This window comes from Microbispora sitophila (assembly GCF_014892245.1).
In the GTDB taxonomy this organism is placed as follows: Bacteria; Actinomycetota; Actinomycetes; order Streptosporangiales; family Streptosporangiaceae; genus Microbispora; species Microbispora siamensis.
Window position 1 is genome coordinate 155,655 of the sequence record NZ_JADBGC010000001.1, and the last position, 23,069, is coordinate 178,723.

The window sequence follows — 23,069 nt, forward strand, 5'->3', positions numbered from 1 at the left end:
TCCGGACAGGGCCTGCCCTGGGGCCGTCAGCCGGACGCGCCCGGGCAGGCCGTGTCCGTCGCGAGGACGGACAGCGACAGCAGCCCTTCGAGCAGGCCGGTGCACCCGCAGGCGCCCGCGCCATTTCTGCGGTCGGCCCTGTTGTCGATCCTGAGCAGAGGCCGCGGGGCCGGGCACGGCGCCGGCTCCGCCGCGGCGCGGGGCGCCGCCGGAGCGGCGCTCGGGGGCGCGGCGGGAGACGGCGTGGGTGTCGCGGTCACCGTGACGGTGACCGTGGGCACCGGAGTGGGCCTGGCACTCGGCGTCTTCACCGGCGGCGCCGGGGTCACGGTCACACGCGGGCCGGCGATGGTCACGTGCTGGGTGATGTTGCAGACCCGGGCGCGCCGGCACAGCGCGTTCTGCACGTTCGAGGAGCCGCCCGCGGTGTTGGTGGACGTGTGCTGGTAGCCGCGGTTGCGCGTGGCCCCGGCCACCGAGAGCTTGTCCCCGGGCCGGTCCCGTGGGTCCTGCCCCTGGGTGGTCGCGACGTTGCGTACCGCGCGGTCGGCGCGGCCGTGCCCGTTGTCCGCGGCGGCCCCGAGCGGGGCGACGCCGGTGATGAACGCGGTCGAAGCCGAAGTTCCGGCGAGAAGGAGACCGGCGATCCTGCCGGTGAGAAACGCCCCGCCGCCGCGCCGACATGTCATTCGCCGCCCCCTGTTCCGATCAGACGCCTGGTTGCATCAGACGCTGCGTGATAAAGACGAGCCCCGGGCAAAGCGATCCGCTGATGCGAATCGCTTCGCGAGCGTACTCACCGAGGGGGCGCCGATCGTGTGTCCCGCGCCTCTATGACGGGTTATTACCTGATCATTGCCGCACGTCCATTGAGACCCCGGGTTCAGTTCTTCCTGATCAGAGTGAGCCCGTCGGCGACGGTCAGGAGCACGCTCGTCACCCGGGAGTCGCGTGTGACGAGGTCGTTGAACTCCCGCATCGCGGGCACGTTGCCTCCGGCGGCGGGATCGGTGATGTCGCCGTGCTGGAGTGTGTTGTCCACGGCGATCAGGCCGCCGGACCTCAGCCGGCGCAGGATCTCCTCGTAGTAGACCGGGTAGCTCGCCTTGTCGGCGTCGATGAAGGCGAAGTCGAAGCTCTCTCCCGGCGGCATGGCCCGCAGCGTGTCCGCGGCCGGGCCGAGGCGCAGGTCGATGCGCTCGTCGAGGCCCGCCTTCTCCCAGTAGCGGCGGGCCACCGCGGTCCACTCCTCGCTCACGTCACAGGCGATCAGCCGCCCGTCGGCGAGCAGGCCCCTGGCGATGCAGATCGACGAGTAGCCGGTGAAGGTCCCGACCTCGACCGCTCGCCGGGCGCCGCTGAGCCGGACCAGCATGGTGAGCAGGGTGCCCTGCTCCGGTGCGATCTGCATGCTGATCCGGTCGCCCACCAGCCGGCGGGTCTCCTCCGCCAGGCCGGCGAGCAGGTCGTCGGGCGGGCTCGTGTGCGCCGCGGCGTACGCGGCGACGGCCGGTTCGATGAAATTGGCAGCCTTCATGGTCATCACACTAGATGTCGACCCCCTGACCTGCGTGAACACTCTCCGATATCTCGTACTATGAGATCGATGTGCCAGAGGGTGACCGGCTGTGGCAAACTGCTCAGCACCATGCACTACGGTCTGCTCATTATCGGCAGGCGCGCCGGCTGAAGGACATCGCCGGCGCGCAGACCTCTCACGTCCGTGAGGGGTCTTTTTGTTTGGGCCGATAAGCGCGCGGCGAGACGCAACCCCGCGAAGGAGACACAGAGATGGCCGACGATCGTTTCCACGTGTACGACACGACGCTCCGCGATGGCGCCCAGCAGGAGGGGCTGAACCTCACGGTCGCCGACAAGCTGGCCATCGCACGTCACCTGGACGGCCTCGGCGTCGGCTTCATCGAGGGCGGCTGGCCGGGCGCGAACCCCAAGGACACCGAGTTCTTCCGGCGGGCTCAGACCGAGCTCGACCTGAAGCACGCGCAGCTCGCCGCGTTCGGCGCGACCCGCCGGGCGGGCGTGAAGGCCGCCGACGACCCCTTGGTGGCCGCGCTGCGCGAATCCGGCGCGCCGATCGTGACGCTCGTGGCGAAGAGCCACGACCGCCACGTGGAACTGGCCCTCCGCACCACGCTGGAGGAGAACCTCGCGATGATCCGCGACACGGTCTCCCACCTGACCGCGGAGGGCCGGCGCGTCTTCCTCGACGCCGAGCACTTCTTCGACGGCTACCGCTCCAACCCCGCGTACGCGCTGGAGGTGCTGCGCACGGCCGCGGAGGCCGGGGCGTCGGTGGTCGCGCTGTGCGACACCAACGGCGGCATGCTCCCCGACGAGCTGGCCGACGTGGTGCACGAGGCGGCCGGCACCGGGGCCCGCATCGGCATCCACTGCCACGACGACACCGGCTGCGCGGTCGCCAACACGCTGGCCGCGGTGAAGGCCGGCGCCACGCACGTGCAGGGCTGCGCCAACGGGTACGGCGAGCGCTCCGGCAACGCCAACCTGTTCACGGTGGTCGCGAACCTCCAGCTCAAGCGGGGATTCGACCTCGTGCCGCCGCAGTCGCTGCGCGAGATGACCCGCATCGCCCACGCGATCACCGAGGTCACCAACGTCACGCCGAACTCCCACCAGCCGTACGTCGGGACGTCGGCCTTCGCGCACAAGGCGGGCCTGCACGCGTCGGCGATCAAGGTGGACCCGAACCTCTACCAGCACATCGACCCCGCCGAGGTCGGCAACGACATGCGCATGCTGGTCTCCGACATGGCCGGCCGCGCCTCGGTCGAGCTGAAGGGCCGCGAGCTGGGCTACGAGCTCACCGGCGAGCAGTCCAGGCTGCTGGTCGAGCGGGTCAAGGAGCTGGAGGCCAGGGGGCATACGTTCGAGGCCGCCGACGCGTCGTTCGAGTTGCTGCTGCGCGACACGGTCGACGGCGAGCACCGGCGTTACTTCACCGTCGAATCGTGGCGGGTGATCGTCGAGCGTCGCCCCGGTGGCGACGTGGTCAGCGAGGCGACCGTCAAGCTCCACGCGAAGGGCGAGCGGATCATCGCGACCGGCGAGGGGAACGGCCCGGTCAACGCGCTCGACCGGGCGGTGCGGCTGGCGCTGGAGAAGCTCTACCCCGAGCTGGCCGGGGTCGAGCTGATCGACTTCAAGGTCCGGATCCTGGAGGGCACGCACGGCACGGACGCGGTGACCCGAGTGCTGATCACCTCGAGCGACGCGACCGGCGAGTGGGCCACGGTCGGGGTGGGCGAGAACGTCATCGAGGCGTCCTGGCAGGCGCTTGAGCAGGCGGTGACGTACGGTCTGCTGCGGGCCGGGCACAGCGCCTGACCAGCCGGTGAGCCCTCCCAGGGGTGGTACGAGCGGTGCTCACGTTGCGCTCGTGGATACTGTGGTTTTAGTGACATTTAGTCTAGTTGGTGCTTAGATAGGCGAAGCTCCTGAGGCGGTCTTCGCCACGATCGGCGACCCCGGCCGCGGTTCCAGCCTCAGCGCCCCGCTCTGGCTCAACGGAGGGTGAAGGCAAGAAGTATCTGCGCACCGAACCCCGTGCTGTCGCGGCGCCTGCTGGCGGCTTCTGATCTTTCTGTCGGAGGCGGCCGGCGCCGTGGGAGCCGAGCGACCTACTGTCACCATGACCAGCCGCGTGACTGCGTGGAGTTCGAAAACTTTCGGCTCGCAGTCATTCCCCTCGCTGGTGCACCCGGAATGGGAGGGTCTTGTGATCACCTCGCCGTCTTATTATGACCAGATCGGCGGCGCACCAGTGGTGCGCGACGTCGTCGAGCGCTTCTACGAGCGTGTGCTCGGTGACGACGATCTGAAGCCGTACTTCACCGGTATCGACATGCCTAGGCTGAAGCGGCACATGGTCATGCTGCTGTGCTCGGTCCTCGGCGGCCCCGAGCCGTACGAGGGCCGTGACCTGGGCGAGGCCCACGCCGGCATGGGCGTCACGTCGGAGCATTACGACAAGGTGGGCGAGCACCTCTTCGCGGTCCTGCAGGCCGGCGGTGTCGGTGAGGACATCCTGCGTGACGTCGGCCTCGTCCTCGGCAAGGTGAAGTCGTCCATCGTCGCCGAGCCCGTGGAAACGGCCGACTGAGTGGATACGCAGGCTCTCAAGGACAGCTGGCACCTCGTTTCCCGATCGGGCGACCAGGTGCCGCTGTACTTCTACTCGGTTCTTTTCCTGATGAACCCGGACGTGCGGGACATGTTCCCCGTGTCGATGGCGCGCCAGCGTGACAAGCTCGTGGGCGCACTGGGGCGCGTCGTCAGCAACGTCGACCGGGTGGAGGAAGTCGTCCCGTTCCTCCAGCAACTCGGCCGCGACCACCGCAAGTTCGGGGTGACCGCCACCCACTACCCCGCCGTCGGCCAGGCGCTGCTCGCCACGCTCGAGCACTTCCTGGGCGACCGGTGGACCCCCGCGCTCGCGCACGACTGGACGCAGGCGTACAACCTGGTCGCCCAGGTGATGGTCGAGGCCGCGAACGACTCGTCGAAGGTCTCCCCGCCCTGGTGGGAAGCGGAGATCGTCAGTCACGAGATGCGCACCCTCGGCATCGCCGTCATCCGCGCCCGGCTGAACTACCAATACCCCTTCCGCCCCGGCCAGTCGGCGTCGATCTCCTACGCCATGCGGCCGCGCGTGTGGCGGTACTACTCGTTCGCCAACGCGCCCCGCCAGGACAACACCATCGACCTGCACGTACGCATGGTCGACGGCGGCGTGCTCAGCTCCGCGCTCGTCATGGGCGCGCGGCGGGGCGACATGCTGCGCGTGGGCGCGGCGGTGGGGGAACGGCTGACGCTGTCCCCGGACGTCCAGGGCGACCTGCTCATGATCGCGGGCGGCACCGGCCTCGCGCCGCTCAAGGCGCTCGTGGAGCAGATCGCCTACGAGGGCCCGACGCGCAGGGTGGACCTCGTCGTCGGCGCCCGGAACACCAGGGAACTGTACGACTACGAGGCGCTGGCCAAGATGGCCGCAGAGCACCCCTGGCTCAACGTCGTGCCGGTCGTCTCCCACGACCCCTTCTACCGGGGCACCCGCGGCTACGCCGTGGACGTCGCGCTGCAGGGATGGCGTGGCCAGCACGTCTACGTCTGCGGCTCGGAGGAGATGGCGCAGGCGACCGTCGGACGGCTGCTTGACGCCGGCGTGCCAACCGAGCAGATCCACTTCGACGAGTTCACGAGCGACAAAGGTCGGGAGTCATGACGGCGGAGATGCCTTGGGGAAGCCCGGCGGGCGAGCGCCAGCCCCTCACCCCGGATCGGGTACGCAAGCAGGAGTTCACCCGCACATCGCTCGGGCGCCGCGGCTACAGCGAGGACGAGGTGCGCTCGTTCCTCTACCGCGTCGCGGAGGACATGGCGGCCAGCGACAAGGAGAAGGCCGACCTGCGGGCGTACATCGACCGCATGAAGCAGTGGTACAAGGAACACGGCATGAACCCGGAACAGGCCGCCGCGTCCCAGACCCTGAACGTCGACGCCATCAACATCCTGTCCCGCGCCCAGCAGACCGCCGACGCCCAGATCGCGGAGGCGGAGGACTACGCCCGGCGCATCGTCAGCCAGGCCCGCCAGCAGTACGAGGAACTCCTTATGGAGGCGCAGCGGCAGGCGGAGGAGGCCGCCAACCAGGCGGTCGGCGCCTACCGTGCCTCGGGCAACGGGCTGCAGAGCGCCGAGGCCGAGGAGCTGGAGCGCCGCATCGCCTACCTGCGTACGTTCGCGGACGTCACACAGGTGCAGTTGCGCGCCGTCCTGGAGGGACTGGCCCACGAGGTCGACAAGCTCGGCCACGTGCCCGACCAGGCCAAGCAGCTGGCGGGCGGCTCCCTGGCGGGCGGCTCTCCGTCACCCTCGGTGTACGGGTAACCGCCCGCCGCCCTCCTGCCGGGGGAGGAGGAGACTACGACAGGTTGCCGGAGGAGCTTGCGCGCAGCGTGACAGAACCGGCCGGGGTGTGAACGATCAGAGTGCGTCCTGAGCAGGTGACCTCCGGCCGGTCGGTCCCGGGCACCACCACGGTCAGCAACGACCCCGCCACGGGCGAGACGATCACCGGGGCCGGCTCCTTGCGCATGTAGCCCGGCGAGATCCAGCCCTGGTAGGGCGAGGTCTGCCCGCGCACCACCCGCTGGCCGCCGACCGGCTTGCACGACGGCATCGCGAGCTGGACGATCGACGCCTTCCACCCGCCGTCGCCCACCACGACCTGCCCGCCCGAGTTGGACACGACCTTCAGCCCGGGATCGAGGTGCCACAGGTTCTGGAGCTTCCCGCCGCCGCTGTCGAGCACCGCCATCACGTCCTCGCGGTGGTTCACCAGCACCGACCGCTTGCGCGGCACGCCGTACGCCCTGTCGGTGAACGTGAACGTCTGCCGGTCCTTGCGCACGGACTTGGCCACCAGCGCCGTGGGAGTGTGCCCGCGGAACTTCCTGCCCACGAGGATCGGCACGTTGTGGGCCTCAGGACTGAGCGTCCACCGCCGGTAGGGCGTGTTCTCGTACGAGACGAAGCCCGCCTCGGTGAGGATCGAGCGGCCCTGGGCGTAGTAGGTCACGCCCATATGGTCCTCGTGGCCGTGGAACTTCAGCGCGGGCCCGAAGCGGATCGAGTAGTAGGCCGACTTGGGGTCGTCCCAGGCGGTGCGGCCGAAGACGTATCCGGCGTTGAAGACCTGCACGGTCGAGTCCGCGTGGTCGAAGGCGGCCGGCTGGACGTCGGCGGGACCGTCGCCGATCGGCACCATGTAGCCGTTGGGCTGGGTGGCGGCGCTGATGTGTCGCGGCAGGCTCTCCCAGCGGGTGGCCAGCGCCGCGGGGACCTTCATCTTGCAGTCCTTGATCGTGTCGACCGCCACCCTGAGCCGGTCGTGCACGTAGATGGCGTAACGCGGCGCCTGCTCGCGCAGCGCGCCCTGCCCGTCGATGTCGAGCTTCATCGACTTCACCATGCGGCTGACGGCGAGGTTCTTCCACTTCGGGTTCCCGTAGCGGCAGCCGATGCGCAGCAGGCCGATGTCCTGGTCGAGCCCGTGATTGTGGCCGAGCTCGTAGTTCTTGGGGTTCGACAGCAGCTTCGCGTGCAGGGCCAGGCTGTCCTTCAGCCAGTCGGCCTTCACGTACCTGCTCAGGCACACCAGGGCCGGGGCGCGCAGCGCGATCGGGTGCTCGGCCCAGGCGTACGGGCTGGTCGTGCGCCCGCCGTAGGGGTTGTCTGTGACCCAGTCCTTGGCGATCTCCACGGCCCGGCTGAGGTAGTCCTCCTCGCCGGTCGACTCGTAGTCGGCCACCAGCCTGCCCATCCACCGCAGCGACTGGAACACCATCTGCCAGGACCTGTTCCTGTACGGGTCCATGCGCCAGTCGACGTCCTTGCCGACCGTGACCGCAGGCAGGCCGAGGAAGGACAGCTTGCCGCTCATGACGTCACCGGAGGTGGGGGTGGCGGGCAGCCAGTCGCCCTGGCACTCCGGTGTGCGGTGCGGGGCCCGTGCCTCGGCGGGCGCGGCCACGGTGAGCGCGGTCAGCGGGAGGGCGGCCACCAGGGAGAGGGCTGAGAGGCGGCGGAACACGCCGGATTCCTTCCGAGATCGAATGGGAGCCGCTCATGCTGTCCGAATTCTGGTGATCTGGTCAAGTCACTCTGGTTACAACTGCACAACTGCTCACATACGTGAGCTTGTCATCCGAATCCAGGTGCGGCCGACCGGGCCGGGCCGGCGTTCCTTCCCTTCCTCCGGCGGCTTACCTTTTCTGGACGGCCTGCGCCCGTAGCGCTGGCCCGAATCGTGCGGGAAGTGGCCGTACGGCCGCTCGCGCCCGGCCTCCCGGCTCTGCCAGCCTGGGGCCATGCCGGCTCCGTTCTCAGAGACGTTCCCCGAGACGCCCGCCGCGTCGGCCGCGCTCGCCGTCGCGACTCGCTTCTGCTCGCCCGCGCTGCTCAACCACTCGATCAGGTCCTACCTGTGGGGCGCCGGGTACGCCCGGGCGCACGGGATCGGCTTCGACGACGAGCTGTACTACGTGTCCTCCCTGCTCCACGACATCGGGCTGACCGAGACCTTCGACAGCCACACGGTGCCGTTCGAGGAGGCGGGAGGACGCCTCGCCTGGGTCTTCTGCACGGCGGCCGGATGGTCGCCCGACAGGTGCGCGCGGGCCGAGAAGATCATCGTGGTCCACATGCGCGACGGGGTCGCCGCGTCCGAGGACCCGGAGTCGCACCTGCTGCAGGTGGCCACGTCGTGGGACGTGTCGGGACAGCGGCCCGAGGAGTTCCCCGCGGACGCCCGGGCCGCCGTGCTCGCGCGGCATCCCCGGCTCGGGTTCGGCGCGGAGTTCCTCGCCGTGTTCGAGGAGCAGGCCCGGCGCAAGCCCGGCTGTAGGGCGGCCGTTTCCGTCGTGGACGGCATCGGCGCCCGCATCGCCGCCAACCCGCTCGACGCCTGAACCGCCGACCGGCCCCGGCGGTGCGTGACCGGGGCCGGCGCGTCTTCGACGGGCCCGGCTCAGCCTTCCTGCTTGGGGCCGGTGCTCTCCACGACCTCGAACGTCCACAGCTCGGAGTCGGTCGCGGCCGGGCCGCCCTGCCCGTGCCCGTGTCCGTGGCCCTGCCCGTGTCCGTGGCCCTGCGCGGCGGCCTCGGCGGCGGCCTGCGCGTGTCCCGCCTGGAACGCCCGGCTCTCCTGCCAGCGCCGGAAGTCCTCCTCGCTGCGCCAACGGGTGTAGACGAGGTAGCGGTCGCTGCCCTCCACCGGCCGCAACAGCTCGAACCACTCGAACCCGTCGGCCGACTCCACCATCCCGGCCCGGTTGGCGAACCGCTTCTCCAGTTCGCGCCGCATCTCCTCGGGCACCGTCAGCACGTTGATCTTCACGACCGAAGGCACATCGACTCCCGTACGCTTGACTCCAGCTGATACCAGACCACCTTACGTACGCCCACCCGGCGTCCCCCACTAGGCTCGTGACGTGCGTATCGCGAGGTTCTCGATGGGCGACCAGGTCGCCTTCGGCGTGGTGGAAGAGGGCGGGCAGGTCATCGCCCGCGTCGGCGGCCACCCCTTCCACGGGGTGGAGTTCACCGGCGAGCGGTTCCCGGTGGCCGAGGTCCGCCTGATCGCCCCCATGCTGCCCAGCAAGATCATCGCTATCGGCAAGAACTACGCCGACCACGCCAGGGAGATGGGCGGAGAGCCCCCGGCGGAGCCGGTCGTGTTCCTCAAGCCCAACACGACCGTGATCGGGCCGTCGGAGGCGATCGCGTACCCGGGGAAGCTGTCGGAGCGCGTCGACTACGAGGGCGAACTGGCCGTGGTGATCGGCCGGCTGTGCCGTGACGTCCCCGCGGAGCGAGCGGGCGAGGTCGTCTTCGGATACACCTGCGCCAACGACGTGACCGCGCGCGACCTGCAGGCCAGGGACGGCCAGTGGACCCGGGCCAAGGGCTTCGACACGTTCTGCCCGCTCGGTCCCTGGATCGAGACCGAACTCGACCCGGCCGACCTGGCGATCACCACCACGCTCAACGGCGAGGTCAGGCAGAGCGCCCGCACCTCCCTCCTGCTGCACGACATCCCCGCGCTCATCGCGTACGTGAGCGCGGTCATGACCCTGCTGCCCGGCGACGTCATCCTGACCGGCACGCCCGCCGGGGTGGGCCCGATGTCCGTGGGCGACGAGGTCGGCGTCTCCATCGAAGGAATCGGAACTCTCACTAACCGGGTGATCTCACGTGACTAGGGTGCGCTTCGCCCCTTCGCCCACCGGCATGTTCCACGTCGGCGGCGCCCGCTCGGCGCTGTTCAACTGGGCGATCGCCGAGCAGTCCGGCGGCACGTTCGTGCTGCGCATCGAGGACACGGACGCGGCACGCAACCGGCCCGAATGGACCGAGGGCATCATCTCGGCCCTCGCCTGGATCGGCATCAACGGCGACTCGCCGCACTTCGAGGGGCCCTACTTCCAGTCCGCCTACGAGCAGCAGCACCGCGAGGCCGCGGCGAAGCTGCTCAAGGACGGCAAGGCCTACCACTGCACCTGCACGCGCGACGACGTCAAGGCCAGGACCGGCTCGGAGCACCAGGGCTACGACGGCCACTGCCGCGACCGCGGCCTGACCGAGGGCGCGGTGCGGTTCCGTACGCCCGACGAGGGCGTGACGGTCGTGGACGACAAGGTCCGCGGGCGGGTGGAGTTCCCCAACTCGGCGATGGAGGACTTCGTCATCGTCCGGGGGGACGGCTCGCCGCTGTTCATCCTCGCCAACGTCGTGGACGACATGGAGATGCGGATCGACCATGTCGTACGGGCCGAGGAGCACCTGTCGAACACGCCGAAGCAGCAGCTTCTGTGGAAGGCGCTCGGCGCGGAGCCGCCGGTCTGGGCGCACGTGCCGGTGATCGTCAACGAGAAGCGGCAGAAGTTGTCCAAGCGCCGCGACAAGGTGGCCCTGGAGTCCTACCGCGACGAGGGCTACCTCGCCGAGGCGATGGTCAACTACCTCATGCTGCTCGGCTGGGGGCCCGGCGACGACCGCGAGATCATGCCGTGGTCGGAGATGATGCCGCTGTTCCGGCTGGAGGACGTGAACCAGGCCCCGGCGTTCTTCGACGAGAAGAAGCTGCGGGCCTTCAACGGCGAGTACATCCGGGCGCTGCCCCGCGAGGTGTTCATCGCCCGCTGCGAGCCGTGGCTCGACCCGTCCTGGGACCGCTCGGTGTTCGACCGCGTGGCCGACCTGGTGCAGACCCGCGTCGCCGTGCTGTCCGAGGTCACCGCCAACGTCGACTTCCTGTTCCTCGACGAGCCCGTCTTCGACCAGGCGTCGTGGGACAAGGCGATGAAGGCGGGGGCGGCCGAGATCCTGGCCGGGTACGCCGATCGGCTGGAGACGGTCAGCTGGGACCCCGACTCGCTCAAGACCGCCCTGGAGGAGGTCGGCCTCGCCCACGGGCTCAAGCTCGGCAAGGCGCAGGCCCCCGTCCGGGTGGCGATCACCGGCCGGACCGTGGGCCTGCCGCTGTTCGAGTCGATCGAGGTGCTCGGCCGTGAGCGCTCGCTCGGCCGGGTGCGCGCGGCCCTTGCCAGGCTGGCCTGAGCAGGGCGAGCGACAGCGCGGCGCCGGCGGCCATGGCCAGCCAGACCCCCGTGGTTCCCATCCGGGAGCCGAGCAGGAAGGCCAGTGGCAACTGGACGGCGAAGCCCGCCAGCGTGGCCGCGAGCAGGCCGGCGCCCCGCCCGCCGGCCTGCAGGACGCCGCCGACGGCGATCAGGCCGCCGAAGGGCACGAGATAGAGCGGCATGCAGCGCAGGAACCACACGGCCTCCGCGGCAACCGCCGGGTCGGCGGTGAACGGGCCCACGGCCGCCGGGGCGAGCGCGTTGAGCACGAGCGAGGCGGCCAGTCCCGCGGCCAGGCCGTACCGCAGCACGGCGACGGCGTCATCACGCCGTGAAGACGGGCCGTCCGCCTCGCCTGCGCGCGAGGTGCGGATCATCGCCGCCTGGCGGAGGGCGTAGAAGGACATCACCCCGGCCATCATGATCTTCAGGCCGATGCCGTACCCCGCGAGCGCGGCCACGCCGTGCCGGCCGACGACGCCGGCCAGCGCCATGCCCACCAGGGCACGCGCGAGGAAGTCGCCGGACATGGGCAGCCCGGTGCGCAGGATCGCCGCCGCGTCCGCGCGGTTCGCCGAGACCTTCGCCGTCCCCCTCTCCGTGGGCAGCCGCCGGGCCAGCAGGAGGACGGAGACGGCCAGCGCGGCCAGGCGGGCCGCCACGGTGGCCAGCGCGGCTCCCCGGACGCCCAGGCCGAGCCCGTAGATCAGCAGCGGGTCCAGGCCGATCACCAGGGCGTTGCAGAGCAGGGCGGCCCGCATCGGCGTCCGGGTGTCGCCGAGGCCCTTGAAGATCCCGTCGACGAGGTTCTGGGCGAAGAAGACGGGGATCCCGGCGAACGCCACCGCGTAGTAGCCCGCGGCCAGCCCCACCGTGACGGGATCGTCGGTGAACAGGCGGGCGACCGGCTCGCGCAGCAGTAGGCCGGGCACCGCCACGGCCAGGGCGAAGGCGCCCAGCAGCAGCCAGGCCGTACGGATGACCGGGGCCAGCGGGGCGCGGCCGTCCCGCCGTCCGATCAGGACGGTCGTGCCCGTCCCGACACAGAGGATCACGCCGAGGGCCAGGTTCTCGGTCGTGGTGGCGACCGTGACCGCGGCGACGGCCTCGCTGCCCAGTCCGGAGACCCACAGCGTGTCGATCAGGCCGACGGCCACGACGGCCGTCAGGAGTTCGACGTAGACGGGCAGGGCGAGCCTGATCAGTCTCATGTGCTTACCTCGAATCGAGCTATATCGATTAGAGGTATAACGATACGATGCCACCGTGGCAAGCGGTGACCTGGCGTTGACGATCCTCGGTTTCCTGGACGAGGAGCCGATGCACGGATACGAGCTCAAGCAGCGCATCGCCGGGCTGAGCGGGCACGTCCGGCCGGTCAGCGACGGCGCGCTCTACCCGGCCATCGCCCGGATGGAGGCGGCCGGCCTCCTGGAGCGGCACGAGGAGGAGGGCTCCGGCGCCGCCCGGCGCCAGGTGCTCTCGATCACCGCCCGGGGCCGGGAGGAACTGTTCAGGCGGCTGCGTGAGCCGTCGGATGTCGAGATCAGCGACCAGGCGAGGTTCTTCACGCTGCTGGCGTTCCTGTCCCGGCTCCCCGACGCCGAGGACCAGGTGCGGGTGCTGCGCCGGCGTCTGGCCTTCCTGGAGACGCCGGCGAGCTTCTTCTACCGCGGCGGAAGGCCCCTCAGGGCCGAGGAGATGCCCGATCCCTTCCGCCGCGGCATGGTGCTCGTCGCCCGGGCCGTAAGCGCCGCGGAGAAGGACTGGCTCAGGCAGGCCATCTCCGCGCTCACCCGGTCGTGACCGTTACAGCAGTCCGCGGCGGTCCAGCAGGGGAGTGATCTCCGGGTCGCGGCCGCGGAAGTCGCGGAACGCCGCCATGGAGTCCACGCTGCCGCCCCGGGACAGCAGGGCCCGGCGGAAGGTGTCGCCGTTCTCCCGGCGCAGCCCGCCGTTCTCGTTGAACCACTCGACGGTGTCGGCGTCGAGGACCTCGCTCCAGATGTAGGAGTAGTAACCGGCGCTGTAGCCGCTCGCCCAGATGTGGGCGAAGTACGTGCTGCGGTATCGCGGCGGGACGGCCGGCAGGTCCACCCCGGCCTCCCGCAGCGCCCGCCTCTCGAACTCCTCCACGTCCTCCTCGCCGTCGTACGCCGTGTGCCACGCCCAGTCGAGCAGGGTGGCGGCCAGGTACTCCAGCGTGGCGAAGCCCTGATTGAACTTCTGCGTCTCCAGCATCCGGTCGACGAGGTCCTGCGGCATCGGCTCGCCCGTCTCGTGGTGCCTGGCGTACTCGGCCAGGATCTCCGGATGGGTCGCCCACATCTCGTTCACCTGGGAGGGGTACTCGACGAAGTCGCGCGGCACGGCCGTGCCGGAGAACCGGGGGTAGCGCACGTCGGAGAACAACCCGTGCAGCGCGTGCCCGAACTCGTGGAACATGGTGTTGACCTCGTCGAACGTCATCAGGGTCGGCTCGCCCTTGACGATGTTGAGGTTGTTGACCACCACCGGCCTGGTGCCCTCCAGGCCCGACTGCTTCACCAGGCTGTTCATCCACGCCCCGCCCCGCTTGGAGGCCCTGGCGTGGAAGTCGCCGAGGAACAGGCCCAGCGGGGAGCCGTCCTCGTCGCGCACCTCGAAGACCCGCGCCTCCGGGTGGTAGCCGTACAGGTCGGACCGCTCGTGGAAGGTGACGCCGTACAGGCGCGACGCCGCGTTGAAGACGCCCTTCTCCAGCACGGTGTTCAGCTCGAAGTACGGCCGCATGCGCCGGCTGTCGATGTCGTAGCGGGCCTTGCGCACCTTCTCCGAGTAGAACGCCCAGTCCCACGGCTGGATCGGGTGGCCGGCGATCTCCTCCAGGTCCGCCTGCTCCTTGCGCGCGTTGGCCACGGCGGGCGGCACGAGCCGGTCGAGCATCTCGGTGACCGCCCGGGTCGTGCCCGCCGTCTGGTCGGCCAGGACGTACTCCGCGTGGTTCTCGTAGCCCAGCAGCCGTGCGCGCTCCCGGCGCAGGATCGCGATCTCCTTGATCAGTTCGGCGTTCGCCGCGCCCCGCCCGACCGAGGCCCGGTGGATCCGCTCACGCAGGGAGCGGTTGGTCAGCTCGGCCAGGGTGGGCTGGCCGGTGGGCAGGACCAGCGTGATCAGATACTTGCCCTCCAGCCCGCGCTCCCTGGCCTGATCGGCGAACCCCTGGATCGCGTCCTGCGACAGCCCGTCGAGTTCGGCCGCGTCCTCGACCACCACCGCCCGCTCGTTGGTGTCGGCGAGCAGGTTCTGCTGGAACGCCGTCCCCAGGGCCGACAGCCGCTCGTTGATCTCCCTGAGCCTGGCCTGGTCCTGCGGGCCCAGCGTGGCGCCCGCGCGGGTGAAGTCGGTGAGGTAGCGCTTCAGCAGCCACCGCTGCTCCTCGTCGGCCGCCTCGACCGCCTGGATGCGCGCGAAGAGCGTGGCGTTGAGGTGGATCGCGTCGGCGTGCTTGGCGAGCTTCGGCGTCACGTCCTTCTGGATCTCCTGGACGCCGGGCGTCGTGTCGGAGGACGTCTGGTTGAAGAACACCGCGGAGACGCGTTCGAGCAGAGCGCCGGACTTCTCCAGTGCCTCGATCGTGTTCTCGAAGGTCGGAGGCTCCGGGTTCTCGGCGATCGCCTCGACCTCCGCGAGGTGTTCGGCCATGCCCTGCTCGAACGCCGGCGCGTAGTGCTCCTCCCTGATCTCCTGGAAGGGAGGCAGCCCGTAGGGCAGGGTGCTCGGGCTGAGGAAGGGGTTCGCGGCCGAGGTCATGGCTGGCGGCTCCTCACGTGGTGCTGGCGTTTGTCCCAGCCTCGCACAGGAGGACAGGGCCTTGCGCGCAGGAGGACCGACACCCTCCGCACGGGAGGATCGGACCCTCCGTACGGGCGATCGGATCACGAGATCGCGAGGCGCGCCGCAATCGTTTTGGTAGTGGGTCGCAAGCTGGGCTATCCTTTCGGAGTCGCAAGCGGGAGCCGCGAGGCCCCCGCAAGCAGATGGGGTATGGGGTAATTGGCAGCCCGACGGATTCTGGCTCCGTTAGTCTAGGTTCGAGTCCTGGTACCCCAGCTGGATCCCCCCAAGGGATTCTGCTGGAAACAGCGCAGTGCAAGGTCCCGTCGTCTAGTGGCCTAGGACGCCGCCCTCTCAAGGCGGTAACGGCGGTTCGAATCCGCTCGGGACTACTTCACTGCACTCGGCTCCGTCGTCTAGTGGCCTAGGACGCCGCCCTCTCAAGGCGGTAGCGCCGGTTCGAATCCGGTCGGGGCTACATCATCGAGAACCCTCGGCACTTCCCCGTGCCGGGGGTTCTCGCCGTTACGGGACGCCGCACCCTGCCCATGGCCCGCCGCGCGGGCGCGAATCCGCACCCCGCCCATGCCCGCGTTCAACATGGCGCAGCGGGCTGAGCGAGCCGACGCCGCTCGAACACCGCCGCCTACGCTGGGAACTGACCGGACGGGGGTGATGGACGCGGTGACACAGGCACGGGAGGTCATGGACCAGATGGGCCGTCTCTTTCGACGCCCACGACGTGGACGGGGCGATGCGGCTGTTCGACCCGAGATGCGCGCTCGTCGGCCCCGAGGGCACGGCGGACGGGCGTGAGGAGATCGGGTCCTACCTGACGCGGTTCTTCGGCGCCTTCCCGGACTACCGCAGATCAACCTGGCGCACCATCGACGTCGGCGACTGCGCGGTGGACGAGGTCACGCTCACCGGCACGCACAAGGGCCCGCTGCTGCTGCCGGACGGCGAGGAGGCCCAGGCGACCGGGCGGCGCATTGTCGTGCGCTCCTGCGAGATCATCACCGTCCAGGACGGGCTCGTGGTCAGCTACCAGGTCTACTTCGACCAGTTGGAGCTGCTCGCGCAGCTCGGGCTCTACCCGCCCGGTCCTGTGGACCGGCGTTTCCCGGTGTGACGCCTACGGCAACTCCCGGCGCCGCGTCGCGTCGCGGTCGAGCACGTGCCGCAGATAGGCGTCAGGCGTCTCCAAGAACCGCCGCCAGTGGTCCACCAGGTGGAGTTCCTTCCACGCGACACAGTGGATCCCGTCGTCGTCCAGTTCGAGGATCTGCGCGCCCGGGAGACTGGCCAAGATCGGCGAGTGCGTGGCACAAATGATCTGCCCGCCCTCGCGGGCCACGCGGTCCATCAAAGCGACGAGGCGCAGACACGAGGTGAACGAGAGCGCAGCCTCCGGCTCATCCAGCAGATACAGGCCGGGCCCGGCGACCATGCGGTCCAGCACGGTGAAGAACCCCTCGCCGTGCGACTGCTCGGTCAGGTCCTCCTCCCAGAACCCGTGTAGGCCGGACACGTTCTGCCCGAGGTTGAACAAGGTCTCAGCACGGAAGAAGAACGCCCGCCGCTTCGTGCGGGGGCCACGTATGAGGCGCAGCCCCGCGGTGGTGAACTCGGCACGTAGGGCCTGGCCGAGCGGCGTCGCCTCCCCGGTTGAGGCGTACCGGCTGCCGGCCTTGCCCCCTTCGGCGTTGATACCGCAGACGTCGGCGACGGCCTCGACGAGCGTGGACTTCCCCGAGCCGTTCTCGCCGACGAGGAACGTCACGGGGGCGGTGATGTCGAGCCCGTTCGCGAGGTGGTGGAGGGCGGGGATGGTGAACGGCCACCGGTTCGGGTGAGGTGGCGGCACAGTCAGGCGGGTGATCAACATGATCAGCTCTGCGAGGCCCGAACACGCGTTCGCGGGGCGGGTCGATCAAGAGCACGGCCGAAGAGGCGCTCCAGGTCCGGCAGGTAGGCGCGGGAGTCGAGCCGGAATCGGCCCCCACCCGCTGTAACGATGGCGCGGTCAAACCAGCCAAAAGCAGCGGCGCCGACGCCGAGCGACTCCGCGCCCTTGTCCAGGATGCGGCGCAAGAACACGCGCTGACCCGAGCGCGGTTGTCCGCGGCTGGTCATGACGGTGTGTGGCCTCCTGCAGAAGTGGGCCGGCACTTGTTCGGCCGGCAGTTCCTATCAGGGTTGCACAGCCGCCGGCCGGGCCCGGGCCGACGCGCTCACCGCCCACCCCAACCCGCGTGACCGGCAGGCCGCCCCCGCGCCGTCCGCATGCCCTGCCTTCTCATACGCGGGCGGTGCGGACGCGGTCAGTCGGCGTAGATGCGGCCGAGCGAGTGCCAGCTCCCCGAGGCTGCTTGTGAACTCTCTAGAAATGCTGGGCGTTGGCGTCGTCGCAGGAGACGGTGAGCACGCCCTCTATCTCGGCCAGCCTGCTCGTGAGGTCTCCGATCGAGCCCGGGCCGTGGATCAGCAGGGTGACCGTTACCGCGCCGGTGTCCTGGCCCCGGCCGGGCTGCTCCAGCGACAGTTCGTCGACCACGAAACGGCGGCCCGTGCACTCGGCCAGCGCCTGCCGCAGCACGCCCCGGCCGTCCAGGTACGACAGGCGCAGCCGCGACTGGGCGTGCCTGGAGCGGGGGAGCCGGGCGGCCAGCGGGGTGAGCCCAAGCATCACGACGAAGTTCCCCACCGTGGCCAGGACGGCCAGCAGCCACAGGCCTGCCCCCGCGGCCATGCCGACTCCGGCGGTGAGCCACACGGCGGCGGCGGTGGTCAGCCCCTTGACCGCGTCGCGACGCACGAAGATCAGCCCGCCGCCGATGAACCCGATGCCGGACACGATCTGTGCCGCCACCCGCGACGGATCGAGCACCACGGAGTCGCCGAGGACGTCGGAGAAGCCGTACTTGGACACGAGCATGAACAGCGCGGCGCCGAACCCCACCAGCGTATGGGTGCGCAGCCCGGCGCTCTTCTGCCGGATCTCCCGTTCCAGCCCGATGGCCGCCGACAGCACGAGCGCGATGGCGAGGTCCACGGCCGGCTGCCACCACGCCACAGGGCTCACCATGAGTGAGATCGGCGTCACGCGACCAGACTAAGTCCGCACGCCCGAGTCGGTCATCCTGTCGTGACCGCGGTGGCGGCGAGGCCGGGGCGGACGTCGCCGTCCCGGCCTCATTGAGCCGCTAGCGTCCCGACCGCGCCTTGAACAGCGCCCGCTTGGCGGCCTTGACCACCTGCTTGTCCGGGTGGGTCTCGCCGATGAGGTCCAGCAGCTCCTCGATGTGCGGGTGGTGGACCTTCCAGATCACGTCGAGCAGCCCGATCAGCGTCTGCGCCGGGCCGATGTCATGCAGGCTGGACACGAACTCCGGCCGGCCGAGCCCGGCGGAGATCGTCCACATGTCGAGGATCAGCCAGTGGGTGTCCGCCTGGGTCGGCTCCGGAGCGTCCTCGACGTCCATCTGGGTCAAGTGCGTCGCGGCGTACGGCCGCAGCGAGGGCTCCTTCAGCGCCTCCTGCCAGGCGGGTATCGCGGCCTCGCCCAGCGAGCCCACCAGGCTGGCGGCCTGGACCCGCACGAGGGCGTCCGACTCCTCCTCGGCGGCGGCTTCGAGCAGCTCGGAGGCGGCCCGCGCCGGGTCGCGCAGGGCGAGCCAGGCGGCGAACTCCTCGTCGGCCTCCTCCTCGGACATGTCGGCGCTGAACGACAGCAGGTCGAGCGCGGTCATGGCGTCGATCGCGGGCCGGGCGTCGATCTCGATGTCCTCGTCGTCCAGCAGGTGGACGAGGCCCTCGGTGCCGAGCGGCGTCAAGGTCACCGCGTCGCCCTCGACGGTGACCATGCCGTAACCGGTCAGCCAGGCGAGCACGGAGGCGAGCGGGTCGCCGGCCGCGGCCCAGGCGTCGGCGCCCAGGTCGTCGTACTCCGCCGCGGCCTCGGCCAGCTCCTCGCGCAGCGAGGACACCGGCCGCGTGCCGCCGGCCAGCAGCACCCGGATCAGCAGCGCGCGGGTCAGGCCGGACAGGGCCAGCGTGAGGTCGTCGTCGTCCAGTTCCGGGTCGCCGTAGTCGAGCGAGTGCAGGCCGAGCATCCAGGCGTCCAGGACGTCGTCGTCGTCCTCGAAGGGCCAGGCGGCGGTGTCGGAGTCCACGCTGACCGTGTCGTCGCCGTCGGGGGCGAGGAACTCCAGGTCGATCGCGAGGTTCCAGAGGTTCCAGATGTTGCGCGCGTCGGGCAGGCCGAGCGTGCGTACGGCCTCGTCCACTTCGGACTCGGTGAGCAGCGTCTCCTCGCCCACCTTGCGCCCGGTGCCGACCCACAGCGCCAGGTCGCGGGCCTGCGCGATGAGCGTCACCCGGCGGGCCGCCTCGGCCAGCTCGGTGTCGGGACGCAGCCGGATCGTGGGCAGGGCGCCGATCTCGTCGGCGAACGGCTCGAAGTCGCCGAGGCCCTCGTCGGCCTCGTCCTCGTCGAGCTCGTCCTCCTCCTCGTCCCAGTCGCGCTCGGCGATGGTGTCCTCCATCGCGTCCACGAAGTCGTCCTCGACCTCGTCCAGCTCCGCGAGCAGGGTCTCCAGGGAGGCCGAGCCCGGCGAGAGCCGCCCGGTGGACGACAGGAACGTCAGGTAGGCCCGGACGGCGGGGATCATGCCGTCTGCGGCGGCGTCGGGGTCCTCGACAACCTGGGGCATGCGCTCCAGCAGGACCGTGCGCAGGTCGCCGCGCTTCCACAGCCCGACGTCGTCGCGGGCGATCAGGCGGTGCCACAGGGCGACGGGGCCCACGAGATCGGGGTCGCTGCCGGGTGCGTTGTCCGGCGCCCAGAGGATGAATTCTTGGAGCAGGGGACGCAGTTCAGCGGCGGCTGCCTCGATGCGGTCTGTCACCCCGCCAGCCTAGGGCTATCGGGACACCGCTCTCCAATCAGTTCGCGCGGCGCATGGCTTCGGTTATCCGTTCGGCGGCGGCGACGACGGGGGCGGCGTGCATCCGGCCGGGCGTACGGGTCAGCCGCTCTATGGGGCCGGACACGGAGACCGCGGCGATCACCTTGCCGCCGGCGCCGCGGATGGGCGCGGAGACGCTCGCCACGCCCTGCTCGCGCTCGCCGACGCTGTGCGCCCAGCCCCTCCTGCGTACGCTCGCGAGCGTGGCGGCGGTGAACTTGGCGCCGCGCAGGCCGCGGTGCAGCCGGTCGGGCTCCTCCCAGGCGAGCAGGATCTGCGCGGCGGACCCCGCGGTCATGGGCAGCGCGGAGCCGACCGGCACGGTGTCGCGCAGCCCGCTGGCGCGCTCCGCGGCGGCCACGCAGACCCGCTCGTCGCCCTGGCGCCGGTAGAGTTGAGCGCTCTCCCCGGTGAGGTCGCGAAGCTGGGTGAGCACCGGCCCGGCGACGGCCAGCAGCCGGTCCTCGCCCGCGGCGGTGGACAGTTCCGACAGGCGGGGCCCGAGGATGAACCGGCCCTGCGTGTCGCGGGAGACGATGCGGTGGTGCTCCAGCGCGACGGCCAGCCGGTGGGCCGTCGGCCTGGCCAGACCGGTCGCCTGGACGAGCTGTGCCAGGGAAGCGGGGCCCGCCTCCAGGGCGTTGAGTACGAGAACCGCCTTGTCGAGTACTCCGACCCCGCTAGAGTTGTCCATACCCCGATACTGCCGTCTCGCCATACGAGATGCAAACGCAATGTTGGGAATCAGCAGATACAGTGTCCATATCCCGATATTTCCGTCTCATCATGAGAGACACGACCGCGGGGGTCTGAACGCGAGGAGGCGTCACAACCATGGGTCGCACACTGGCTGAGAAAGTCTGGGAGCAGCACGTCGTACGCCGTGCCGACGGCGAACCCGACCTGCTCTACATCGACCTGCACCTCATCCACGAGGTGACCAGCCCGCAGGCGTTCGACGGCCTGCGCATGGCCGGCCGCACCGTGCGCCGCCCCGACCTCACGATCGCCACCGAGGACCACAACGTCCCGACCGTGCTCGGGCCGATCTCCGACCCGGTGTCCCGCACGCAGGTCGAGACGCTGCGCAAGAACGCCGCGGAGTTCGGCATCCGCCTGCACCCCATGGGCGACGCCGGCCAGGGCGTGGTGCACATCATCGGCCCGCAGTTCGGCCTCACCCAGCCCGGCATGACGATCGTCTGCGGCGACTCGCACACCTCGACCCACGGGGCGTTCGGCGCGATCGCGTTCGGCATCGGGACCTCCGAGGTCGAGCACGTGCTGGCCACCCAGACGCTGCCCGCCTACCGGCCCAAGACGATGGCCATCGAGGTCAGGGGCGAGCTGCCGGTCGGCGTGACCGCCAAGGACCTGATCCTCGCGATCATCGCGAAGATCGGCACCGGCGGCGGCCAGGGCTACATCGTCGAGTATCGGGGCGAGGCCGTGCGCAAGCTCTCCATGGAGGGCCGCATGACCGTCTGCAACATGTCGATCGAGGCCGGCGCGCGGGCGGGCATGATCGCCCCCGACGAGACCACGTTCGAGTACCTGCGCGGCCGTCCCCACGCGCCCACCGGGGAGGACTGGGACCGGGCCGTCGAGTACTGGAAGACGCTGCGCACCGACGACGACGCCGAGTTCGACAAGGTCGTGGAGATCGACGCCTCGGCTCTCACGCCGTTCGTCACATGGGGCACCAACCCCGGCCAGGGCGCGCCGCTCGGCTCCGCCGTGCCGTCGCCCGAGCAGTTCGCCGACCCGGTCGAGCGGGCCGCCGCCGAGCGGGCGCTGGAATACATGGGCCTGGCCGCGGGCACGCCGCTGCGCGAGGTCCAGGTGGACACCGTCTTCGTCGGCTCCTGCACCAACGGCCGCATCGAGGACCTGCGCGCCGCCGCCGAGATCCTGCGCGGCCGCAAGGTCGTCACCCGTACGCTGATCGTCCCGGGCTCCATGGGGGTCAAGAAGGCGGCCGAGGAGGAGGGCCTGCACGAGGTCTTCAAGGCGGCCGGGGCCGAGTGGCGCGAGGCCGGCTGCTCGATGTGCCTGGGCATGAACCCCGACACCTTGAAGCCGGGCGAGCGCAGCGCCTCGACCTCCAACCGCAACTTCGAGGGCCGCCAGGGCAAGGGCGGGCGCACCCACCTCGTCTCGCCGCAGGTGGCGGCCGCGACCGCGGTGACCGGCCGGCTGACCGCCCCCGCCGACCTCTAGTCCGCCCGCCTCAGTCCCAGGAAGAGATCATCATGGATGCCTTCACCACTCACACCGGCCGGGCCGTGCCGCTGCGCCGCAGCAATGTGGACACCGACCAGATCATCCCGGCGGTCTGGCTGAAGCAGGTCAGCCGTACGGGCTTCGAGAAGGGCCTGTTCGCGGCCTGGCGCGAGGACCCGTCCTTCGTGCTGAACGACCCGGCGTACGAGGGCGCGTCGATCCTGGTGTCCGGGCCCGACTTCGGCACCGGCTCCTCGCGTGAGCACGCCGTCTGGGCCCTGCAGCAGTACGGCTTCCGCGTCGTGATCGCCTCGCGGTTCGGCGACATCTTCCGCAACAACTCCACGAAGATGGGCCTGCTGCCGGTCGTCCTGCCCGAGGACGTGGTCGAGCGCCTGCAGGACGCGGCCGAGGCCGACCCGAAGACGGAGATCACCGTCGACCTGGCGGAACGCCAGGTGCGCTCGGGCGACCTCGTGGCCTCGTTCGAGATCGACGACTACACCCGCTGGCGGCTGATGGAGGGCCTCGACGACATCGGGCTGACCCTGCGTCACGCGGACGCCATCGAGGAGTACGAGAATGGACGGCAGCCATGGCTGCCGACGACCGTCTGAACGATCCTCAGACCGGAGATGAGCTGCTGGCGCGGCGACTGCGTGATGCGCATCGCCGCGTCAGAGCGTTAGCCTTACCACAGGAGGAGCAGGCCCGCCTGGCGCGACGGCTGCTTGCTATCTGTGACGTGGCAAAGCGGGACATAGCCCATGCGGCCGCCCGGCTGGACGCCTTCATCGCCTATCTGGACGGCACATTCGACACGCCGAGCAGGCGAAACATGCCCCCCGGTGATTGAAGTCCCGCGACCTCGTCCCCT

Annotated in this window: 21 protein-coding genes, 3 tRNA genes and 1 pseudogene; 15 read left to right on the plus strand and 10 right to left on the minus strand. The window is 70.3% G+C overall.

Translation table 11 applies throughout. The annotated features are described in order from the left end of the window. Positions 1–26 precede the first annotated feature (26 nt). Together IL992_RS00645 and IL992_RS00650 are read right to left on the minus strand one after the other, a co-directional pair. Positions 27–689 carry a hypothetical protein gene (locus IL992_RS00645; RefSeq protein ID WP_193201346.1) on the minus strand — a complete coding sequence of 221 codons (663 nt, stop codon included), beginning with the start codon at positions 687–689 and terminating at the stop codon, positions 27–29. A 194-nt stretch (positions 690–883) separates the two neighbouring features. Continuing rightward, the gene (locus IL992_RS00650) at positions 884–1,537 is read right to left on the minus strand and encodes an O-methyltransferase (RefSeq protein ID WP_193201347.1); all 654 of its coding nucleotides are present in this window, start codon (positions 1,535–1,537) and stop codon (positions 884–886) included. 254 nt (positions 1,538–1,791) lie between these two features. On the opposite strand from IL992_RS00650, the gene cimA reads away from it, so the two are divergent. The 4 genes from cimA (at position 1,792) to IL992_RS00670 (ending at position 5,928) form a co-directional block, all read left to right on the plus strand. Further along, positions 1,792–3,366 carry a citramalate synthase gene (gene cimA, locus IL992_RS00655; RefSeq protein WP_193201348.1) on the plus strand — a complete coding sequence of 525 codons (1,575 nt, stop codon included), beginning with the start codon at positions 1,792–1,794 and terminating at the stop codon, positions 3,364–3,366. A 304-nt stretch (positions 3,367–3,670) separates the two neighbouring features. After that, entirely contained in the window at positions 3,671–4,141 is a 471-nt protein-coding gene (locus IL992_RS00660) for a group I truncated hemoglobin (protein ID WP_226872041.1), read from the plus strand. Further along, positions 4,142–5,263 (plus strand): globin domain-containing protein, encoded by a 1,122-nt coding sequence (locus IL992_RS48145; protein WP_193201349.1) that lies wholly within the window; start codon positions 4,142–4,144, stop codon positions 5,261–5,263. It abuts the gene before it with no gap. Continuing rightward, complete coding sequence (locus tag IL992_RS00670; RefSeq protein ID WP_193201350.1) at positions 5,260–5,928, plus strand: DivIVA domain-containing protein; 669 nt, start codon at positions 5,260–5,262, stop codon at positions 5,926–5,928. Before IL992_RS48145 ends, IL992_RS00670 begins: the two co-directional genes overlap by 4 nt. A 34-nt stretch (positions 5,929–5,962) precedes the next feature. Here IL992_RS00670 and IL992_RS00675 read toward each other — a convergent pair whose 3' ends face one another. Beyond that, a complete protein-coding gene (locus IL992_RS00675; protein WP_193201351.1) occupies positions 5,963–7,633 on the minus strand; it encodes a heparinase II/III family protein in 1,671 nt (556 codons plus the stop codon). 277 nt (positions 7,634–7,910) lie between these two features. On the opposite strand from IL992_RS00675, the gene IL992_RS00680 reads away from it, so the two are divergent. Then, positions 7,911–8,510, plus strand: coding sequence for an HD domain-containing protein (locus IL992_RS00680; protein WP_193201352.1), 600 nt, complete (start codon positions 7,911–7,913; stop codon positions 8,508–8,510). Between the two features lie 59 nt (positions 8,511–8,569). Here the strand turns inward: IL992_RS00680 and IL992_RS00685 are convergent, their stop codons facing one another. Next, positions 8,570–8,950, minus strand: coding sequence for an antibiotic biosynthesis monooxygenase family protein (locus IL992_RS00685; protein ID WP_319018238.1), 381 nt, complete (start codon positions 8,948–8,950; stop codon positions 8,570–8,572). Between the two features lie 82 nt (positions 8,951–9,032). Here IL992_RS00685 and IL992_RS00690 point away from each other — a divergent pair, with 82 nt between their 5' ends. Beyond that, entirely contained in the window at positions 9,033–9,803 is a 771-nt protein-coding gene (locus tag IL992_RS00690; protein ID WP_193201353.1) for a fumarylacetoacetate hydrolase family protein, read from the plus strand. Then, positions 9,796–11,160, plus strand: a complete 1,365-nt coding sequence (gene gltX, locus IL992_RS00695; RefSeq protein WP_193201354.1) for a glutamate--tRNA ligase — start codon at positions 9,796–9,798, stop codon at positions 11,158–11,160. Before IL992_RS00690 ends, gltX begins: the two co-directional genes overlap by 8 nt. On the opposite strand, the gene IL992_RS00700 is transcribed toward gltX, so the two are convergent. Continuing rightward, positions 11,057–12,394 (minus strand): MATE family efflux transporter, encoded by a 1,338-nt coding sequence (locus tag IL992_RS00700; RefSeq protein ID WP_193201355.1) that lies wholly within the window; start codon positions 12,392–12,394, stop codon positions 11,057–11,059. The genes gltX and IL992_RS00700 overlap by 104 nt on opposite strands. Before the next feature lie 55 nt (positions 12,395–12,449). Between IL992_RS00700 and IL992_RS00705 the strand changes: the two genes are divergently transcribed. After that, a complete protein-coding gene (locus IL992_RS00705; RefSeq protein WP_193201356.1) occupies positions 12,450–12,989 on the plus strand; it encodes a PadR family transcriptional regulator in 540 nt (179 codons plus the stop codon). A 3-nt stretch (positions 12,990–12,992) separates the two neighbouring features. Here IL992_RS00705 and IL992_RS00710 read toward each other — a convergent pair whose 3' ends face one another. After that, positions 12,993–14,975, minus strand: a complete 1,983-nt coding sequence (locus IL992_RS00710; RefSeq protein WP_193201357.1) for a M3 family metallopeptidase — start codon at positions 14,973–14,975, stop codon at positions 12,993–12,995. Positions 14,976–15,203: 228 nt separating this feature from the next. Between IL992_RS00710 and IL992_RS00715 the strand changes: the two genes are divergently transcribed. From IL992_RS00715 to IL992_RS00730, 4 genes and pseudogenes are all read left to right on the plus strand, one after another. Beyond that, a tRNA-Gln gene (locus tag IL992_RS00715) sits at positions 15,204–15,275 on the plus strand. A gap of 43 nt (positions 15,276–15,318) precedes the next feature. Further along, positions 15,319–15,391 (plus strand) — tRNA-Glu (locus IL992_RS00720). A gap of 13 nt (positions 15,392–15,404) precedes the next feature. Then, positions 15,405–15,477 (plus strand) — tRNA-Glu (locus tag IL992_RS00725). A gap of 246 nt (positions 15,478–15,723) precedes the next feature. Continuing rightward, positions 15,724–16,131: pseudogene (locus IL992_RS00730) on the plus strand (ester cyclase); the annotation flags it as partial. A gap of 3 nt (positions 16,132–16,134) precedes the next feature. Here the strand turns inward: IL992_RS00730 and IL992_RS00735 are convergent. The 4 genes from IL992_RS00735 to IL992_RS00750 all read right to left on the minus strand — a co-directional run bounded on the left by IL992_RS00735 (position 16,135) and on the right by IL992_RS00750 (position 20,663). Beyond that, positions 16,135–16,887 (minus strand): AAA family ATPase, encoded by a 753-nt coding sequence (locus IL992_RS00735; RefSeq protein ID WP_193201359.1) that lies wholly within the window; start codon positions 16,885–16,887, stop codon positions 16,135–16,137. Between the two features lie 495 nt (positions 16,888–17,382). Beyond that, the gene (locus IL992_RS00740; RefSeq protein WP_404804718.1) at positions 17,383–18,105 is read right to left on the minus strand and encodes an MgtC/SapB family protein; all 723 of its coding nucleotides are present in this window, start codon (positions 18,103–18,105) and stop codon (positions 17,383–17,385) included. A 100-nt stretch (positions 18,106–18,205) separates the two neighbouring features. Further along, positions 18,206–19,909, minus strand: a complete 1,704-nt coding sequence (locus IL992_RS00745; RefSeq protein WP_193201360.1) for a hypothetical protein — start codon at positions 19,907–19,909, stop codon at positions 18,206–18,208. Positions 19,910–19,946: 37 nt separating this feature from the next. Next, a complete protein-coding gene (locus IL992_RS00750) occupies positions 19,947–20,663 on the minus strand; it encodes an IclR family transcriptional regulator (RefSeq protein ID WP_079312748.1) in 717 nt (238 codons plus the stop codon). 140 nt (positions 20,664–20,803) lie between these two features. On the opposite strand from IL992_RS00750, the gene leuC reads away from it, so the two are divergent. Genes leuC through IL992_RS00765 form a run of 3 tightly spaced genes read left to right on the plus strand, consistent with a single transcriptional unit; the run spans position 20,804 to position 23,048 of the window. Beyond that, positions 20,804–22,189: a 3-isopropylmalate dehydratase large subunit gene (gene leuC / locus IL992_RS00755; RefSeq protein WP_193201361.1), complete on the plus strand. Its 1,386-nt coding sequence runs from the start codon at positions 20,804–20,806 to the stop codon at positions 22,187–22,189. Positions 22,190–22,221: 32 nt separating this feature from the next. Next, complete coding sequence (gene leuD, locus IL992_RS00760; protein ID WP_193201362.1) at positions 22,222–22,809, plus strand: 3-isopropylmalate dehydratase small subunit; 588 nt, start codon at positions 22,222–22,224, stop codon at positions 22,807–22,809. Further along, positions 22,788–23,048 (plus strand): SCO5555 family protein, encoded by a 261-nt coding sequence (locus tag IL992_RS00765; protein ID WP_079312744.1) that lies wholly within the window; start codon positions 22,788–22,790, stop codon positions 23,046–23,048. Before leuD ends, IL992_RS00765 begins: the two co-directional genes overlap by 22 nt. Positions 23,049–23,069: the final 21 nt, after the last annotated feature.

Coding starts and splice junctions, on each gene's coding strand:
- leuD (WP_193201362.1), top strand. CDS start 22,222: ATGGATGCCTTCACCACTCACACCGGCCGGGCCGTGCCGCTGCGCCGC.
- IL992_RS00750 (WP_079312748.1), bottom strand. CDS start 20,663: ATGGACAACTCTAGCGGGGTCGGAGTACTCGACAAGGCGGTTCTCGTA.
- IL992_RS00710 (WP_193201357.1), bottom strand. CDS start 14,975: ATGACCTCGGCCGCGAACCCCTTCCTCAGCCCGAGCACCCTGCCCTAC.
- IL992_RS00680 (WP_193201352.1), top strand. CDS start 7,911: ATGCCGGCTCCGTTCTCAGAGACGTTCCCCGAGACGCCCGCCGCGTCG.
- IL992_RS00660 (WP_226872041.1), top strand. CDS start 3,671: ATGACCAGCCGCGTGACTGCGTGGAGTTCGAAAACTTTCGGCTCGCAG.
- leuC (WP_193201361.1), top strand. CDS start 20,804: ATGGGTCGCACACTGGCTGAGAAAGTCTGGGAGCAGCACGTCGTACGC.
- IL992_RS00700 (WP_193201355.1), bottom strand. CDS start 12,394: ATGAGACTGATCAGGCTCGCCCTGCCCGTCTACGTCGAACTCCTGACG.
- IL992_RS00645 (WP_193201346.1), bottom strand. CDS start 689: ATGACATGTCGGCGCGGCGGCGGGGCGTTTCTCACCGGCAGGATCGCC.
- cimA (WP_193201348.1), top strand. CDS start 1,792: ATGGCCGACGATCGTTTCCACGTGTACGACACGACGCTCCGCGATGGC.
- IL992_RS00650 (WP_193201347.1), bottom strand. CDS start 1,537: ATGAAGGCTGCCAATTTCATCGAACCGGCCGTCGCCGCGTACGCCGCG.
- IL992_RS00765 (WP_079312744.1), top strand. CDS start 22,788: ATGGCTGCCGACGACCGTCTGAACGATCCTCAGACCGGAGATGAGCTG.
- IL992_RS00735 (WP_193201359.1), bottom strand. CDS start 16,887: ATGTTGATCACCCGCCTGACTGTGCCGCCACCTCACCCGAACCGGTGG.
- IL992_RS00670 (WP_193201350.1), top strand. CDS start 5,260: ATGACGGCGGAGATGCCTTGGGGAAGCCCGGCGGGCGAGCGCCAGCCC.